12 protein-coding genes are annotated in these 18641 nt (G+C 53.8%); 4 read left to right on the top strand and 8 right to left on the bottom strand.

Annotation, left to right across the window (positions count from 1 at the left end; all coding sequences use genetic code 11):
* Positions 1-36 precede the first annotated feature (36 nt).
* Together R3C20_23390 and purL are read right to left on the bottom strand one after the other, a co-directional pair.
* On the bottom strand, positions 37-1110 hold the full coding sequence (locus R3C20_23390) for a hypothetical protein (GenBank protein ID MEZ6043454.1): 1074 nt from the start codon (positions 1108-1110) through the stop codon (positions 37-39).
* Between the two features lie 1069 nt (positions 1111-2179).
* Complete coding sequence (gene purL, locus R3C20_23395) at positions 2180-4816, bottom strand: phosphoribosylformylglycinamidine synthase subunit PurL (protein ID MEZ6043455.1); 2637 nt, start codon at positions 4814-4816, stop codon at positions 2180-2182.
* Between the two features lie 409 nt (positions 4817-5225).
* On the opposite strand from purL, the gene sucC reads away from it, so the two are divergent.
* A complete protein-coding gene (gene sucC / locus R3C20_23400) occupies positions 5226-6413 on the top strand; it encodes an ADP-forming succinate--CoA ligase subunit beta (protein MEZ6043456.1) in 1188 nt (395 codons plus the stop codon).
* 91 nt (positions 6414-6504) lie between these two features.
* The gene (sucD, locus tag R3C20_23405) at positions 6505-7398 is read left to right on the top strand and encodes a succinate--CoA ligase subunit alpha (GenBank protein MEZ6043457.1); all 894 of its coding nucleotides are present in this window, start codon (positions 6505-6507) and stop codon (positions 7396-7398) included.
* Between the two features lie 184 nt (positions 7399-7582).
* Here sucD and greA read toward each other — a convergent pair whose 3' ends face one another.
* From greA to R3C20_23430, 5 genes are all read right to left on the bottom strand, one after another.
* Positions 7583-8053, bottom strand: coding sequence for a transcription elongation factor GreA (gene greA, locus R3C20_23410; GenBank protein ID MEZ6043458.1), 471 nt, complete (start codon positions 8051-8053; stop codon positions 7583-7585).
* A 340-nt stretch (positions 8054-8393) separates the two neighbouring features.
* Entirely contained in the window at positions 8394-9530 is a 1137-nt protein-coding gene (locus R3C20_23415) for a Gfo/Idh/MocA family oxidoreductase (GenBank protein ID MEZ6043459.1), read from the bottom strand.
* A gap of 126 nt (positions 9531-9656) precedes the next feature.
* A complete protein-coding gene (locus R3C20_23420; protein MEZ6043460.1) occupies positions 9657-10688 on the bottom strand; it encodes a TIM barrel protein in 1032 nt (343 codons plus the stop codon).
* A gap of 583 nt (positions 10689-11271) precedes the next feature.
* Complete coding sequence (locus R3C20_23425) at positions 11272-13968, bottom strand: calcium-translocating P-type ATPase, PMCA-type (protein MEZ6043461.1); 2697 nt, start codon at positions 13966-13968, stop codon at positions 11272-11274.
* A 25-nt stretch (positions 13969-13993) separates the two neighbouring features.
* The gene (locus R3C20_23430; GenBank protein MEZ6043462.1) at positions 13994-15028 is read right to left on the bottom strand and encodes a hypothetical protein; all 1035 of its coding nucleotides are present in this window, start codon (positions 15026-15028) and stop codon (positions 13994-13996) included.
* 337 nt (positions 15029-15365) lie between these two features.
* On the opposite strand from R3C20_23430, the gene argC reads away from it, so the two are divergent.
* A complete protein-coding gene (gene argC / locus R3C20_23435) occupies positions 15366-16388 on the top strand; it encodes an N-acetyl-gamma-glutamyl-phosphate reductase (GenBank protein ID MEZ6043463.1) in 1023 nt (340 codons plus the stop codon).
* Between the two features lie 162 nt (positions 16389-16550).
* Here the strand turns inward: argC and R3C20_23440 are convergent, their stop codons facing one another.
* Positions 16551-17564, bottom strand: a complete 1014-nt coding sequence (locus R3C20_23440) for a class I SAM-dependent methyltransferase (protein MEZ6043464.1) — start codon at positions 17562-17564, stop codon at positions 16551-16553.
* Between the two features lie 451 nt (positions 17565-18015).
* Here R3C20_23440 and R3C20_23445 point away from each other — a divergent pair, with 451 nt between their 5' ends.
* The gene (locus tag R3C20_23445) at positions 18016-18597 is read left to right on the top strand and encodes a DUF2585 family protein (protein ID MEZ6043465.1); all 582 of its coding nucleotides are present in this window, start codon (positions 18016-18018) and stop codon (positions 18595-18597) included.
* Positions 18598-18641 lie beyond the last annotated feature (44 nt).

The following is an 18641-nucleotide window of genomic DNA, read 5'->3' on the forward strand; positions in this document are numbered from 1 at the left end:
CGTCCGGTTATCCGTATTAGCCTGTGGCTTGTGGGTTTACCGGGTTGCCAGTTGGATCCGGAGCACGCGGTTGTTACTGGAGTCACAGACATACAGCCAGTCGCCCTGAACGCAGACACCGTGTGGGTGTGACAATTGGATTTGCTTGTCACCAAATCCGCGACCCAGAAGCGTTGACAGCGTCCGGGTGACTGGATCGTACTTACGGATGGCGGCGTTTTCGTCATCTGCGATGTAAACATTGTCCTGTGGATCGACGCAAATATGCTTGGGGGCATTCAGTTGTGCTGACAGCGCTGGTCCGTCGGCGAACCCCTTCTTGCCGGTGCCAGCCACCGTGCGAATCGTTCCATCGGTTTCGACGACTCGCAGTGCGTGTCCGCCGCGTTCCAGGACATAAAGTCGCCCCTGGGAATCGGCAACCGCTGCTCGCGGATCAACGAAGGGGCTGCTGACGGCCATCGCGCCATCCGTTGGCACGCCCTTTTGTCCGTTACCTGCGACAGTTCGAACCATGCCGGTCTTCAGGTTCATTTCGCGAATGCGACGATTCGACAGGTCGGTGATGTGAATCAGCGAGTCATCATGGCTGAGCGAAATGCACATCAGGTAGTCAAACGTTGCATCAGTGGCAGGACCCTGATCGCCCCCGAACCCCTTCTTTCCAGTTCCTGCAATTGTCGAAACCAGTCCTGTCTTCAGGTCAATTCGACGAATGCAGTGGTTCCAGCTGTCGGAGATGAACAAGTCACCAGCCGGTGTCACCGCGCAGTTATGCATCCCGTTGTAGGTTGCATCGCCAGCAACGCCCCCGTCCCCTGTGTACCTTTTACTTCCATCTCCGGAGATTTGTGTCAGTTGTCTTTTCGTATCCATTCTGAAGACGCGTCCGCCTTCGAGTTCCACCAGATACATGTTCCCGGAAGTATCAAAATCAACTCCGAACGGCCGATTCACCGGACTGTCAGCGGACTGCCAGTGACCACCCTCGGATTCCATACGATCACCGATCAGGAACTCGACGTGTTCTTCACAATGGGCGCAGGTCAATGTGGAAACAAAAACCGAAATCAACACGATCAGCGGGTGACATAGTGGCTGTGCAGGCATTCAAGGCCGTCCTTCCGATGGATTGTGGGAAGACTGATGAATATTTCTAGAACAAGGTTCTCGTTGGGTCCTTTGGCGGCCAAAATACTCCCAGAACCAGCCATGTGTTGTATGGAAAGAATGTTCCCATAAAAAACCGCGTGTCTTTCGTTGGTCCGCAAAGTTGGTTCAGAAACTTCTCCCGTGTGAATTTCGCCGCAATCTCATCCGAGCCATGTTGTTCTCGAAGCTTTAGAAATAGAGTGCCCAGCTCCCAGTCTTCACACATCGCAATATGTGGCTTCTTGCTGTCTTCACATTCGGACGCAGGTTTGAATCGCCAGGCAAAAGTCTCCAAAACGACACGCAAGTCGACGCGTATTGCATATGCGAAAAAGAGTTGACAAGGACGCCCTAAAAGGAGAAGTCGTGCTGTCAAGAACACAGGCCGGATGAGGACTCTTTTCACAAGCAGCGAAGAATACCCGTCTGCCCCATTGCACAGGCGGCGTTCATTTTCGAGATTGATTCGCCAAGTCGAACACTCGCGTACCAGCTAAACAGCACGAACCCCAAAGAGACCAACAACCATGCCTTCGAGGCGAAATCCGTGTGGACTCATACGCCTGATGAAGTCAACACTGCGACAATTCGGACTGCATGGATAAAGTCCAAACAAAATGACCGTAAAGTATCGGACTGCAAATCCAAACACAAAGTCAGAACAAACGAGATAATGATGGTGACAATCAGTGCGGTGGATTCTTTCTTTTCATGCGTGCTCGTTTGCTAAACGTTAGTTATTCAGGGGTGTTTGCCAATCACATTTCAATTCTGCCAACTGTGCCGTGATGAGAGTTGCTCCATCCACTGTTGCTGCCACTGAGTCAGTCGCGGTAGTGATACCTATGCGGGTCAGCGATAACTGAGCGAAGACGGATTCCAATTGATCGGCAAACGCTTCTCTTCTAGCTTCGATAGAGAAACCGCGTATTCGATTCCGAGAACAGAGCCGTGAGCGGCAAGTTAGCAACGCTGAGTTCCACGCCAACTCCCGCCTGCAAATGCCATTTCCGCGCCGCAGCCACTGCTACCAAACCACCTCTCCTTCGCTGAGGTCGTGGCAACTGAGGATCAGGCCTTGTTTGATGGCCTGATGCAGGGCTCGGAAGATTCTGGGGGCCATCTCTTTGTCAACGGTTGGCACGTTGCCGCCGGTGAGGCCGTTGACGAGGTTGTAATGGCTGCCGCCCATTTCGTCTTTAGTTTCGCCAATCAGGTAGAGTAGATTGCCGGGGCCTTTCAGGTCCATCGTGACGCAGGTTTCGACGTCGTCAACCTGACCGAGGGCTGTGATCAAGAGTGTGGAAGGGATAGCGACTGTCCGGCGAGTGCCGGTGGAGTCTTCGTAACTAAATTCATTGTTCAGGCTGTCTTTGCCGCTGACGAATGGCGTTCCATATGCAATTGCAATGTCCTGACATCCAACGGCGGCTCGAACGAGGGTTCCGAGTGTTTCTGCGCGTTCGGTGTTTCCCCAGCAGAAGTTGTCCAGGATGGCGATGCGGTCCGGATCGGCTCCCACAGCGACGCAGTTTCGAACGGCTTCATCGATGGCAGAAGCGGCCATCCAGTAAGGATCCTGATCACCCAAATGGGGATTGATGCCGCAGGAAACCACGAGGCCGCGCTTTGATGTCAGGTCCGGACGAACGACCGCAGCGTCAGATGGCCCGTCGTTGTTAATTCCGACAAGCGGCTTGACTACGCTGCCAGCCTGCACTTCGTGATCATATTGTCGGATGATCCATTCTTTACTGGCGACGTTTAGTGAGCCGAGGATTTTCTTAAGCGTCTCGGTGTGATCGATCGTTTGCTGTACTGCTGTGGACGACGACGACGTTGAATCGGGTGCAGTAATATCGTAGATCGCTTCACGCACGACCGGGGGCCGACCTTCGTGCATGAAGTGCAGACTCAGGTTGCCAACTTCATTTTCACCGTATTTCAGAACCAGTTGTTTGGTGTCAGTGAACCTGCCAATCGCCACGGCTTCAACGCCTTCAGAAGCACACAGGTCATGGAATTCCTGCCAGTTCGATGGAGGCACGGACAGCACCATACGTTCCTGAGCTTCGCTGATCCAGACTTCGGTGTACGACAATCCCGAATACTTGAGCGGGGCTTTATCCAGCCATACTTCGGCTCCGGTTTCTTCCCCCATTTCGCCAACGGCACTACTGAACCCACCCGCCCCGCAGTCAGTTATAGCGGTATACAGGCCCCGATCTCGTGCCTCCAGGATGACGTCCATCACCATTTTTTCGGTCACCGGATTCCCGATTTGAACGGCACCCCCTGAAATGTGTTCGCTTTCTTCAGTCAATTCGACGGAAGAAAACGTTGCGCCGTGGATTCCGTCTCGACCAGTGCGTCCGCCGACTGCCACGATCAGGTCACCCGGATTGACTTTCTTGTCACACTTGTCGACGGGAATCATGGCGACGTTACCACAGTAAACCAGGGGATTTCCCAGGTAACGGTCGTCAAAGCAAACAGCGCCGTTGACTGTCGGAATTCCCATGCGGTTGCCATAGTCGCGAACACCAGCCACAACGCCCTGCATCACAGCAAGCGGATGCAGAACTCCGGGAGGCAGCTGATCCGCCGGATAATCCGGTCGGGCGAAACAGAAAACATCCGTACTGCAAACGGGGCGAGCGCCCAGGCCCGTGCCCAGTGGATCGCGAATGACGCCGCCCAATCCGGTGTTCGCCCCGCCGTATGGTTCGATGGCGGACGGATGATTGTGGGTTTCCACTTTAATACAGACGTTTTGCTTTTCATCGAACTTTACGATGCCCGCGTTATCTTTGAAAACGCTTACGCACCAGTCTTCGGCACCGAGATGATCACGGATCTGTACCGTGGCGTTAAAGATGGTTTCCTTCAACATGTTGTTGAAGTGTGTATCTCGCACGACTTCGCCGTTGCAGGTTTCGGTGTAGTGGATGCGGCCGCCAAGCGTCTTATGCGAGCAATGTTCGCTCCATGTTTGAGCGATCGTTTCGAGTTCAATATCTGTGGGGTCACGATCAATCGACTGAAAGTGATCGCGCACTGTCTGCATTTCGGTAAGGCTCAGATAAAGCTGTCCCTTCTTGCTCAGGACCATCAATTCGTCGTCATTCATGCTTCGAATGGCGATGGTTGTCAGTTGGAATTGATAATCACTTCCCAGGGTGAGGTCTCTGATCTGCAATGGGCCGCTGACAACATATTCGATCGCATCGTTTGCAAGGACCTTTTTCGAAAGTTGTGCGACGGCGGCCGGACTCAGTTCCCCTGTGATCCAGTACTTTCGACACGTCGCCACGCTGGTGACGCTGAAGTCCTGACGTTTGAGTGCGCGGGCGGCATTTTCTGCGACGCTGTCGGTGACTCCGGGGTGAAGCAGGACATTCATATGCACCTGTGTATCCGGAGTGGTGCTTCCGCTCATCGGCAGCTCGTGAATGCGGAACTCTTCCACTACGGTATCGCACAGTACCTGCTGGGCGGCCAAAGTCACGGCTGCGTGATTCAGGTCACCCTGAATCAGGAACGAGCGAGCAGTTCGGACAGTGCTCAGTCCCCGGATTCCCTGGCTTTGAGCGCTGGCCAGAACTCGGTTTCCTTCGTGGTCGATGTTGTTTCCGGCAGGCAGAATTTCAACTTCCCAAAGCATGGCAATCTGGTTCCGTAGTCTGAAATCGTAGAACAGGATTTTGATGGAAATCCGCCACCTGGCTGAATGTCGTCTGACCGGGTTGCAGGGCGAGAAAGGTGTTGTTGGGTCTGGTGATCGTTCATCCCTTCGGCAGCCATACACTGCGTGTCTGCGGAGTATTTCAGCCCGTGCCCCGCAGTACAATGAACGCGCGACCGAAGACTGTGATTGAGAAAGAGAAGATGGTCCCCGATCGCGGGTTTTGTTGGAAAACGAGAGTTCCTGTTTCCAGGTACCTCGTACGGTCCGGGGCAGGTCGCTATAGTCCGGAGACTGTTCGGGTGGAGGCAGGCTGCCGCAAACACAGCCAGCATCCCCGCGTGCGAATTCGATCTGTTTGCGTTCAGAGAACATCGCGGCATCATCGATGAAAATCCACGAATATCAGGCAAAGCAACTTTTCAAGGCAGCAGGCGTTCCGGTACCTCAGGGGATCGTTGCGAAGTCTCCGGATGAAGCGGCTGCTGCATTCGAGCAGCTTGGCGGAACGCTGGCTGTCGTCAAATCTCAGATTCATGCCGGCGGTCGTGGAAAAGGTCGGTTTAAAGAGCATCCCGATCAGGCTGGGGTGGTTCTTGTCCGATCTGCCGCAGAAGCAAAAGAAAATGCCGAACGGATGCTTGGCAGCACGCTCGTCACGATACAAACGGGGCCCGAAGGCAAGCAGGTGAACACGTTGTTTGTCGAGCAGGGGCTGAAGATCGCTCGCGAACTCTATCTGGGCATCGTCGTTGACCGTGAAGCTGGCGGACCAGTCTTGATCATGTCGTCCGAAGGAGGCATGGATATTGAAGAAGTGGCCCACAACACCCCTGAGAAGATTGTCAGTGAGCCATTTGATTCTGCCGAAGGTTTGTTTCCCTATCAGGCTCGTAAGATGGCCTACGCACTGGGGTTCGATGCAACAGCCGTTCGCAGCGCCGAGAAGTTCCTTCCCCGAATCTGCCGTTTCTTTGTTGATTACGACTGCAGTATGACGGAAATCAATCCCCTTGTTCTGACTGAAGACAGTCAGCTTCTGGCTCTGGATGCAAAGGTCTCTTTCGACGACAACGCTCTCTTCCGTCACAAAGGCATCGTTGAACTGCGGGACTTGTCCGAAGAGGATCCGTCTGAAGTGCGTGCAGCGGACACTGGTCTGAGCTACGTGAAACTGGAAGGCAACATTGGTTGTCTGGTGAACGGGGCAGGGCTGGCGATGAGTACCATGGACCTGATCAAACTCCATGGGGGCGAGCCGGCGAACTTCCTCGACGTTGGAGGCGGTGCGAATGTGGATCAGGTTACGGAAGCCTTTCGTATCATCCTGTCGGATTCCAACGTAAAGGCCGTACTGGTCAATATTTTCGGTGGCATTATGCGCTGCGACGTCATCGTCGAAGCTCTGCTCGAAGCCTACGAAAAGGTTGGTTTCAATGTGCCGCTGGTTGTTCGGCTTGAAGGTACCAACGTGGACAAGGCTCGCAAAATGCTCGAAGAAAGCGGCCGCGATATTATCGCAGCAGCAGACCTCACAGATGCAGCTCAGAAGGTTGTTGCGTCATTGAGTGCCTAGGTACGTGTGCTTCCGCTGGACATATTTCACGTCGGCTTGCGTACCCGGTTTTCTTACATCTCATTCGTCGTTCTTCAGTGAATTCAAAATCATGAGCATTCTTGTAACCAAAGAGACTCGCGTCATAACTCAGGGAATTACTGGCAAGACTGGTTTGTTCCATGCCCAGAAATGCCGCGAATACGCAGCGGAATGTCAGCCCGGCGTCGATGTTTTCGTCGGTGGTGTGACCCCGGGGAAAGGTGGAACAACCGTTGATGGTTTCCACGTCTTCGATTCCGTCCGGGAAGCTCGGGAGAAAACCGGGGCCAATACTTCGATGGTGTTCGTTCCTCCTCCGTTTTGTGGTGATGCAATTCTTGAAGCGGCTGATGCCGGCATTGATCTCATCATTGCAATTACCGAAGGCATCCCGGTGATGGATATGATTCGTGTCAGACGCGGACTCGAGAAATCGAAATCCCGACTGATCGGTCCCAACTGCCCGGGTGTGATCACTCCCGGTATCGCAAAGATTGGTATCATGCCGGGCTACATTCACACGCCCGGGACCATTGGCATCATCAGCAAGAGCGGAACGCTTACCTACGAAGCCGCCTGGCAACTTGGTCGCGTGGGTCTGGGCCAGAGCACTGCTGTTGGCATTGGTGGCGATCCCATCAACGGAACCAACTACATCGATCTGCTGGAAATGTTCCAGAATGATCCTGGCACAGAAGGCATCCTGATGATTGGTGAAATCGGTGGTAGTGCAGAGCAGGAAGCAGCCGAATACATCAAATCACACGTTACAAAACCAGTCGCCGGGTTCATCGCCGGACAGACTGCCCCGCCAGGAAAGCGAATGGGGCATGCTGGCGCCATTATCAGCGGTGGTGGCGGTACAGCTGCCGAAAAGATGGCGGCCATGCGAGCTGCAGGGATTATCGTCTCAGACAGTCCCGGAGGAATGGGTGATGCGATGAAGCAGGCGATGAGCAAATAGTTGGTTCCTGGAATTGGCCAGTTCACTCGGACGCGGCAAACCCGAGCTGCTCCAGCAGGATCAGCCCCGAACAGGGCAGGACCATCAGGAACGATGACACGAAGAAAGCCCGGCTTCAACCAGAAGTCGGGCTTTTTTGTGCGCTCAGGTGAGCCAGGATTTGCGGTAATGCCAGGGAGTGGGTTTATTCGATTGCAAGTATTTCCAGGTTCAGCTTACCAGCCGGGATCTCAACTTCCACCTGGTCGCCCACTTTCTTTCCAAGCATCGCCTGAGCGATTGGGCTGGACGTCAGGATCTTCATGACTTCGCCGGAGTAGTCTTCTTCTCCCGGTCCAACAAGCTCGTAGGCTTCTTCCATGTCGTCGCTGAGATCCTTGATCGTGACCCGCGTTCCGAACGCAACGGTGTCACTGGGGCCATCAGACTTCTTCACGATTTCACATTTTGAGAGCTGCAGGCGTTTGGTTCCAATTTGTCGTTCCAGATGCGCGAGGGCTTCGCGGGCGGCGTGGTATTCCGCATTTTCTTTCAAATCACCTTCTTCGCGAGCGGTCTTGATGCGTTCCAGCACGTCAGGCTTTGTCGCTTCCAGCGCTTCGATTTCTGCGCGGATCTTGTCGTAACCTTCTCGGGAAATGGGCTGACGTTCCATGACAGACATCCTGGGACTTGTGGATGCGTTGCATCCGGCAGTAACAAAAAAAGAAACGACTCAACCATTGTCCGAGTCGCTTCGAGGTTTTAACTTCACTTTGCACTGTCTCGCAAAATCGTTGTTTCGGAGACTGGCAACGGATTGCCTTGAGTGCTGATTCAGCTGAAAGTGCTGATTCAATTGTGTTTCGGGTGAATCATCCCATGAACATCACTCAATTCCTGCCGTGACAGGAACCATTGGTAATTCAAGCAGAAAGGCGGCTGAAAGTTGCGCTTTCAACCGCCGATCAGGATGACTCGATGAATGTGAGTATAGTCGTGGTAAACCTTAACGACTACCCAATTTCTGTCCACTGCAACGATTTTGCGCTATCCAGTACGGCTTCGCAAATCTTCTGCGTTTCGAGAGCATCCCGGAATGTCGGGTTGCAGGCGGTGCCGCTTTCGATGCTCCTGATGAAGTCGGCAACCTGATGCACGAATGTGTGTTCGTATCCGATCTGCAGTCCGGGCACCCACCATTTATCCATGTAGGGCATATCGCCATCTGTGCAATGCACATCGTGCCAGCCGCGGATCAAAGAATCATCGCTGTAGTCGAAGTATTCCAGACGATGAAGATCGTGCAGATCCCATTTGATTGACGCTTTTTCACCGTTGATTTCGAAAGTATAGAGAGCTTTGTGCCCGCGTGCGTATCGAGTGGATTCGAAAAGTCCAAGTGAGCCATTCTCGAATCGACACAGGAAAGCACAGGCATCGTCGATTCCAACTTTTTCAACCTTGCCGGTCAGGTTGTGCATACGTTCTTTGACGAACGTTTCTGTCATGGCCGTCACGTTCCTGATTGATCCGTTCAGCCAGATCGCCGTATCGATGCAGTGGGCCAGCAGGTCGCCCGTGACACCGGAACCAGCAGCTTCGACGTCCAGTCGCCAAAGCGCGGCTCCACCCTGTGGGAGGTCGGCGTTGATTGTCCAGTCCTGCAGAAAATTTGCTCGGTAGTGGAAGATGCGTCCGAGCCGTCCTTCATCGATCAGTTGCTTTGCCAGTGTGACGGCAGGAACGCGGCGATAGTTGTACCAAACGGTGTTTGCGACCCCCGCCTTCTCCACAGCGTCGACCATCTTCTGACCCTCTGCCGGATTCAGTGCGAGAGGTTTCTCGCAAAGGATCATCTTTCCGGCTTCGGCGGCCGCGATTGCGATTTCGGCGTGCGAGTTGTTCGGAGTGCAGATGTCAATCGCATCAATGTCGGGTCGGGCAATCAGGGCACGCCAGTCTGTTTCAGTGGATTCGTACTGCCACTGATCTGCAAACGCTTTGACCTTGTCCTCACTGCGACCGCAGACAGCTTTCAGGACCGGGCGGTGCTGCAGTTCCGGAAAGAAATCGTTGACGCGTTTGTAGCCGTTGCTGTGAGTCCGGCCCATGAAGCCATAACCAATGAGCCCGATGTTAAGAGGTTTCATGATGAAATCCTGTGAAATAGAGTGAAGTTAAATGATTCCGCCATTGGTCAGTACCATGTGAATCGTTGATCTGCGAAGGACGTCATACTCTCCGTGATATTCTCGTCGAGATGACGGAACAGCCGATTACTGCCAGCCGTGGGCGTTTCGAACTTTGATCATGGTGTCAAGGATAGTGTTCCAGGTGGCTGGGTTTTCGAGCGTTGCATTCGGAAACATACAGCCGTCCCAGCAGATATGCCTGATCCCGCGATCGGCTGCGCCTTCCAGCCAGTACCCGGCGCACTTGACGATGTCCAGCTTGCCATTGGGGTCGTCGGCCGGGCAGTGCTTGCCGGTTTTGTCATGAGAGCCCGCTCCGTGGACCTGGCCGTCATTCTGCGCGACGTGAAAGTCGATTGTCCACGGACGGAGCTTGTCTGTCATGGTCTTGTAGGCTGCATAGAATTCGTCTTCACTATAGCCTTCTTTAACCAGTGCATGCTCCGGCGCGTTGTAGCCAAGGAGATACAGGTAGGTGTGAGCCAGATCACACTGGAAGCCGAGGGAGCCCGGCATGTCGACAGCTTCCAGCAGGTCGAGCATATCCTTCCAGCTGTGCATGCCAGCCCAGCAGATTTCCCCTTCGGCTGCAAGTCGTTCTCCATTGGCTGCGGCGATGGTGGCAGCTTCACGAAACGTTGCAGCGATCGTCTTTGTGTTGGCGGCCGCGTTTTCCCGCCATGCGTTTACACCGAACTCCGCCGAATCAATCCGGATCACGCCATACTGGCGTACACCGTGTTCATTAAAAATCCGGGCGATGCGGCAGGCTTTCTTTACCGCCAGAATGAATTTCGCACGTTGAACCGGGCAACCCATGGCGGAATCGCCAACGGTACCGGGCCAAATCGGAGCCACCAGCGAACCGACGGAAAAACCGAAGGATGCGATCTGGTCTGCAATGCGACGAAGATCATCCTCGCTGGCATCCGGATCCGTGTGCGGGTGAAAAAGGAAGTAGTCGATGCCGTCAAATTTCTGACCATCCACATTGGCCGCTGCCGTCAGCTCAAGCATGCGTTGCAGACTGATTGGTGGTTCCTGACCTTCACCGTCGCCTTTGCCGACCAAACCGGGCCACATTGCATTGTGAAGTTTTGGAGATCCATGGGACATGTTTTGAGCCTTTCAGGAGTCAGAAAAATGATCGAAGTCTGCTAATAATAAACATACCGACGACGATCAGTAAGTAATCTCAACGATGCGACGTTTGCCATTGCTTCTGCCGGTTAGGAAATGCTGGTTGTGGTGAAGTCACCACGCAGAATGAGAAAAATGGAGGGGGACGCCGTCGCTTTTCGTGCAGATTGCGCGAATGACGTCTGCATCGCCTCTGGCTCCTCAAAAGCAGTTCAGCTTTCGCAGAACGAAAGGCGATCCTACGACCATTCACCCATCTAAAGACATGCGGACAAAAGTGCCCCGGGCTTATCGACGGCATCAGGTCAATTCATGAGAACCGCCGGTGGGGAACAACCTTCGCGCAATATGTTGACGGGGACTTTGCCGTTTGAGAAGCGACTGACAGTTTTGATGCATATCCGAGGCCTGATTTGAGGTTGACCCTCGAACTTGCGGCCACCGGTCTGAACGAAATCTTTCGCCCGATGCCCGTCAACGGCTGCTTCCGGTAGAAGTGCGCCTGGGTTTCGATTGGCTCCAGCGCCATCAAATCGATGCGAATATGCCGAAGTGTGGTTTATGGGATGGCTGCTTTCCGTCTCTTCCACAGTTTTGTCGATTCTACCACGAAATAGGGTAACGTGGATGCGGCAAGTGCAACTAAGAGCTGGGAAGGTGTGAGAGAAACCGTATGGAACCATTTGTGGCACGCGGGAAGGTAGAGGATGAACATCTGAAGGACAAAGCCCAGAATGATTGCTCCTGCCAGACGGTAGTTGCTCCAGAGCCCGAGTTCCCAGAGTGTTCGGGAGTTCGATCGAACGGACAGCACGTAGAACAGTTGAGAAAGGGCAAGAGTTGTGAAAAGCATTGTCCGGGCGATCGGCAACGTCTCTTCCGTGGCGCCAGGTTCGTAGTTCATGATGAAGACCGCCAGCGAACACGCTCCCATGAACGTTCCAATTGCAATCACCATCCGACCTAGACCGTCGCTGAATATGGACGGTTCTCTGCCTCGTGGCTTCCGACGCATGACATCCTGTTCGGCCGCTTCGAAACCAAGGGCCAGGGCTGGCAGTCCATCTGTGACGAGATTAATCCAAAGGATTTGAACCGGCAAAAGGGGAAGTGGCAGCCCGAAGACGACGCCCAGGAACAGGACGAGAATTTCGCTGATGTTCGCTGTCAGCAGATATGCAACGAACTTGCGTATGTTGTCATAGACGACACGGCCTTCTTCGACAGCAGCAACGATGGTTGCAAAGTTGTCATCGGCGATGATCATTTCGGAAGCTTCGCGCGAAACGTCTGTGCCGGTGATGCCCATTGCAACACCGATTTCGGCCTGCTTCAGAGCCGGGGCATCGTTGACTCCGTCCCCGGTCATGGCAACAACCGCGCCATTGGCCTGCCAGGCCTTCACGATTCTGAGTTTGTGTTCCGGTGCGACTCGTGCGAACACCTGAATATCGGGCAGCCGATTCTGTAGTTCCTGATCCGTGACCGATTCCAGTTCCTGTCCGGACATCGAACCATCAACAGTCGGCTTCAGTCCTGCTTCTGCTGCGACAGCCCGGGCCGTTTCCTGATGGTCGCCCGTAATCATGACTGTGTGGATGCCTGCCGAATGACACTGGCGGATGGCGTCTGCGGCTTCCGGCCGAACGGGATCGTGAATGGCAAGCAAACCCAGAATGGTCAGGCCGCTTTCTGCATCGTCAGTATCGCTTTGAAGAGTATCGCGTACAGCCCATTTGCGGGCCGCCACGGCCAGAACGCGCTGTCCCCGGGATGCCAGCACTGCTGCGTGGTCGGCCCAGTGCTGATGATCGAATGGCGTAGTTGCGACGCGTAGTTCCAGTGTTTCCGCACAAAGGCTGCCGTGTGAAGTTGCTCTTTCCAGAATGCGTTCTACGGCACCCTTCACCAGCACTATTGGCTGATGCGATTCGGAAAGATGAAGGCTGCTCATCCGTTTTCGGTCAGAGGAAAATGGTCGTTCACTCAATTTCGGCCATTGAGTCTGAACAGATTCAATTGCGATTCCATTCCGGATCGCAGCTGTCAGCAATGCCACCTCCGTTGCAGTGCCAGTCGGTGTTCCGTCCGGGTCCGGACGAGCGTCGTTGCAGAGAGAAGCGGCGACCAGAACACCGCGGACTGACGTTTCGTTGTCGTGTGAATCTGTCCTGGCGGAGCCGTTATCCGCTGCGATGATTTCCGCAACGGTCATGCGATTCTGGGTGAGCGTGCCCGTCTTATCTGAGCAGATGACATCGACTGACCCGAGAGTTTCGACTGCCGACAGTCGCCGCACAATCGCATTTCTTGCAGCCATCCGCTGGGAACCAAGCGCAAGGGCAACTGTGACGATCGCTGGGAGGCCTTCAGGAATTGCAGCGACGGCCAGGGAAACGGCTGTCAGCAGCATCTCGGAGATGAGTCGCGAATTCCAGCGGTCGAATGGCTCACGGACGACACCGGCAACAAAGATTGCGATGCAGATTCCAAGGACAAGCAGGGCAAGTTGTTTGCTGAGGCGCGATAATCTTTGCTGCAACGGAGTCGGCCCGGACTGAGCCGTCGCAATCATCCGAGCGATCCGGCCCAGTTCCGTATGCGTGCCTGTTGCCGTGACGACTGCGGTCGCATGTCCGTTTGTCAGTGCGGTTCCGCAAAACAGCATGCAGCTTCGATCTGGTAGCGCTGTGGTTTCGGCCAGAGTGCGGTCATTCTTTTCGACCGCCAGTGATTCGCCAGTCAGCGGTGATTCGTCCGCTTCCGCTTCGGCTGCCTGAACGATCCTGGCATCTGCTGGAATTGCGGATCCGGCGCGGACGCGAAAAATATCGCCCGGCGTTAGTTCTGTTGCGGCGATCTTTCTTACAGCGCCGTCCCGGATGACTTCGATGTGAGGTTCCGAGAGTTTCCTGAGCGCATCAACCGCCTTCTCGGCCTTCCATTCCTGTGCAAACCCGATGATGGCGTTCCCAAACACAATCATCGCAATGAGCAAAGTATCGCTGATGTCTCCGACCAGGGCACTGATGATGCCGGCAGCCGCCAGGAGTGCCACCATCCAGTCTGCGAACTGCATGACAAACAGTTGTATCGCAGAGTGCCCGGTTGATCCCGGCAGTTCGTTTGCACCATATTGCCTGAGTCGATCCGCCGCTTCCTTTGAGGTGAGGCCTGTTTCCGCGTTCGATTTCAGTCCTGCAAGGATGTCTTCGGCTGTTCGGGCCCATACTTTTTCTTCGATCGTCAGACTCATGATGGTTATCCTTTACCTGAGGAGTCTAACCGTTGGAATAGACAAGCCAAAGGGAGCCGATTACGAGCAACAACACAAGTGCAGCATCCGGTTCAATGATCCACCACCGTTTCTCTGCTCGATACAACAAGCTCAGCATGGTCGCACATGTCGTGATGATGACACAGGCTGCCGTTATACAGTGGGTGTTGGAGACCATGGACAGGACGGGCACTGGACTTGCCAGATCAACCGCTGCCAGGATGACCATATTGAATGCGTTGCTGCCCAGAATATTTCCGATAGCCATGTCGGTCGTTCCCATCCGTATGGCGTAAAAAGTGGAAACTCCTTCGGGGAGTGATGTCATCACGGCGACAAACAAAGTGCCGAAAAATGTTCGTCCCAGACCAGTTTCTGCCGCCAGAGTATCTGCGGTGTGAGCCAGTCTGGGTGCAACGAAAAAGATGACCGCTGCGGCTGCAATGAATGCCCCGATATTGTGAGGCAAACGCCCGGGCGTTCGTTCTTTCGGGTCCTGAGAAGCTTCAATCAGGTCCGCTTCTCTTAGTCCTGACCGATCGCCCTCAACACTGCTTCGCGCTGCCGTTTTCTGATCGAGAAACAACAAACGAGCACACAGGAAATAAGTGATCAACAGTGCCCAGCTGACAGGGCCAAGACGCATTACGGACCAGGGGCAATCCAAAACAATTCCCAGCAATACGATTCCGGTCAGCATGCACGCCACAATTGCAGACAGGGCATGCGCCGCCGCCGTTTTCGAAAGAATTCGGTCAGTGTTTCGCGAGACGAGATCCATCATGGCCAGAATGAGCAGATTGATCAGGGAACTGCCGAGCACATCGCCAGCCGTCAGATCGACGGCACCCATCGTCACGGCGTTCATGCCAATCGAGAATTCCGGAAGGCTCGTCGCTCCGGCGAGAAGCACCAGTCCTGTGACACTACCCCCAAGACCTGTCTGGTCAGCAATACGGTCTGCATATCTGGCCAGGAACATTGCAGCGACGATGATCACGGCTGCAAGCCCGGTGAACGTCAGAAACAATATCAGCATGGGCAATCATCTTTCTAACGCGGGAGGATGGCATTCCATTCGAGAGCCCGCCACGACATGCGGATCGAAAGATTCCATTCCAGGAACTTCATCTCGATGGACTGCCAGGAATCGGCCTTCGCGGTCTGCAGGCTGGGGCGGTGGAGATGCAGATTCAAAGTTCACCTTTGTTTGTCTGTCTGGTAATTCTCCGGAAAGCAATTCTTCAGCTCCGAGCCTTCGTTGAGTGTGCTGTGTCGCGGTCTATACTTCGGGCTGATGAACCGCAACTGAAACCTTCGGTCTGATTTCAGAAACTCAGCATTTGAGATCAGTGCCAGCGATAAACGGCAAACAAATGACACGCGTAGCAATACTGGGAGCGACGGGATATACAGCGCTGGAACTTCTGAAGATCCTGGTGAGGCATCCGGAGGTCGAAGTGACGGCTCTGACGACACGTCAGGAGGGAAGGCCGTCGATTGCCAGCATTCATCCCTCCCTGACCGGCCTGCTGGACGTGAACTGCGAGAACCTGAGTGCAGACGAAGCGGGGCAGCGGTGTGACATTGCGTTCTGTGCATTGCCACATACCGCCAGTATGGAAGCCGTTCCGCAGTTGCTGGATGCCGGGTGCCGAGTCGTGGACCTGAGTGCTGATTATCGACTCACCGATCCTGGAGTTTATGAACAATGGTACGGGCACGTGCATACAGATCCGACACGGCTTGCCACGACTGTCTACGGTCTGCCCGAGATCTATAAAGACAAAATTCCTTCTGCTGATCTGGTTGCCAACCCCGGCTGTTACACAAGCACGTCAATTCTGGCACTTGCACCGTTGCTGGCCGCAAAACTGATCGAACCAACGGGCATTATTATCGATGCAAAAAGCGGGGTGAGCGGAGCAGGTCGAAATCCAAAGCTGGGCAACCTGTTTTCTGAATGCAACGAGTCTGTAACGGCCTATGGGATTGGGACTCATCGACACACGCCGGAAATTGAGCAGGTCTTGACGGACGTGGGAGGAGGCGACAACGTGAATGTCGCTTTCAATCCTCACTTGATGCCGATGGATCGCGGAATTCTGTGTTCTGTTTATCCAAAACTCAGGACGTCGATGAGCGTAGAGGAACTGCTGAAAGTGTACCGATCATTCTACCAGGGGCAGCCTTTCATTCGCATCGTAGATCATATTCCGGCCACAAAAGATGTGGCGCACACGAACTTTTGCGATATCACTGTGCGCATGAATCGTGAACAGCTGGTCGTCTTTTCTGCACTGGATAATCTGATCAAAGGTGCGAGCGGAGTTGCCGTTCAGAATATGAACTTGATGCTGGGGCTGGATCAGCGAACAGGCATGTTGCCTGTGCGCTGATCGTCTGCACCAGGAATGCAGGTTTGGCAGCCTGTGGAAAAACGGGACTTGTTCGAGCAGGAGGCCTGAAAACACGATGGTTTCCAGTCGTCCTGCGTGCCTGTCCCGATTCTTCAACGGACAGTTAGGTTAGGTTAGGTTAGGTTAGGTTAGTCCCTGCCTCTACTTCACTGGCTTAAAAGAATAGGCGGCCAGGTTCATCCCAACTCGGAATCGATTGTAAAACACTGGTTCGATTAGTGTGGCTTTGACCATCGATTTGAGTGACTGTTTCAGGCCGGGGCGAGTTGAGACAACGTTTGCGTCGTCCCCGGGAGATCCATGCTTTCGATCCTCCTGCGAATCCTCCCCAAGGCCATAGGCACTGGCGATGTCGCTGGTGATTGGTCGCCCCAGAAGGTTCTCCCACTTTAGTCCTCCATCGGATGTCAGCTTGATTTTCTCCATGCCGACGTCTTGCAGCATTTGCCTGAGCGTCGACGGTGTGAAGTAATTGATATGCTGCGGGGGTTCGTTCAGCATAAAGTCGTCCCTGCCAAGCATGATTGGCAGTGTCTGGTAGTTCGGGACATCGATGTAAAGAAGTCCACCGGGTTTCAGCAGGCGAAGGAGGTTTGCGAGATCGACCTTCGGCGAAAGAAGGTGTTCAAATACTTGTGCCGCATAGATGACATCGAAGGACTCTGGCTCAAACCCGATTTCATCCAGCATACCAACGTGCAGATTTTTCAGTCCGCGTTCCTTTGCTGCTCGATTGGCCCACTGGCCGATATCACAACCATGGGCATCCCACCCTCGATTCTGAGCTTGTTCAAAGAAGTACCCCGCAGCACAGGCGAAATCCAGAAGACGGCCTTTGTTCGGCACCAGTGCTTCAATTCTCTCAAGTTTTTGCTGATATTCAGCGATCACACTGGCCGAAGCAATTTTCGCATAGAGCTCGACTAGCTCTTCCTCATCACGAACAGTGTAGATTTCCTCGAGGTGCTCCGGAGTGCATCGTGGATTCATGAAAACAAAGTCACAGTTCTCGCATTTGTCGAGCTGGTAAGTGGCAATCGTTGTTTCGAACCTTGATTTCGGAGAATTGCATAAGGGGCAGTTTGAATTCACCAGCCCACTGAGCTTACTGCTTACGCCGTCCTGCAATTCTGATGTCGCCACAGCTTGTATCATGATGAATGACTTTCTTCCCAGCGTTTTGGTTTTGCCCTGCGTTGTTGAACTGCCGAGTTGCAGCAGGGATTCTGTCTCAGATTCAGTTGTCGCTGTCGTAAGGCCATCCACCTCACGGTGCTGGCCCGAAAATAGAGCTCTATCCGTTGGGTTTCCAGGTATTGTTTACTATTCATGGCTTGCCACTCAAATCGACGACGGTTTGCCGGAGCTGTTGTTTTTCTGCATCACCAACCGATCGCATATTTTTCACGCGACAGGCGTGTTATTCTGCCGGTTCACCAGCCTTTAAACGTCACCGTTTCTTCGCGTTTAATATGAGACTGCATCGGGACTTGTGTCTGCCGTTACCGGAATTTCCATCGTGGGCCAATCTTCTTGTCGCCCTGTTACAGGTACCCAGTACAGGTACCCAGTCATCTTTATTTGAATCCCATGAAGGCTGCTGGCAATGCATCAGGGTATCCCTTGTCGCAGAGATGAACTCAAACAAATGCTGGTGGGCACGATCATCGTTTGTACTGTCGTTTGTGCAGTGCTTCTGCTGATGGGACAGCCTGCCTGGTGCAAATGCGGTCGTCCTGTGCCGTGGTCGTGGGATATCTGGACAAGCCATAATTCACAGCATTTCGTCGATCCCTACACTCTGACTCATGTTCTGCACGGAATCGCATTTTGTGGGCTGATTGTCCTGCTTCCACAACGCGTTTCGTGGCTGGTACGTTACATGATTGCGTTAACGATCGAAGCCGGCTGGGAAGTCCTGGAGAATACGCCCTTCATTATCAATCGATATCGTGAAGCGACAATTTCGCTGGACTATCTCGGTGATTCGACGGCCAATTCCTGCGTTGACATACTTGCCTGCGGTGCTGGTTTTCTGTTGGCACGACAGATTGGTTTCCGATGGTCGACTGGACTCTTTGTCGCAACCGAACTGTTTCTATTGCTGACAATCAGAGATAGCTTGCTGCTGAACATCCTGATGCTGATTTACCCTCTCGATTCCGTTCGCGAATGGCAGATGCCATGACCTGCCAGACACAGCGCCTGCAGGTTTCTGCGATTGGGAAAACT

This window comes from Planctomycetaceae bacterium (assembly GCA_041398825.1).
In the GTDB taxonomy this organism is placed as follows: domain Bacteria; phylum Planctomycetota; class Planctomycetia; order Planctomycetales; family Planctomycetaceae; genus F1-80-MAGs062.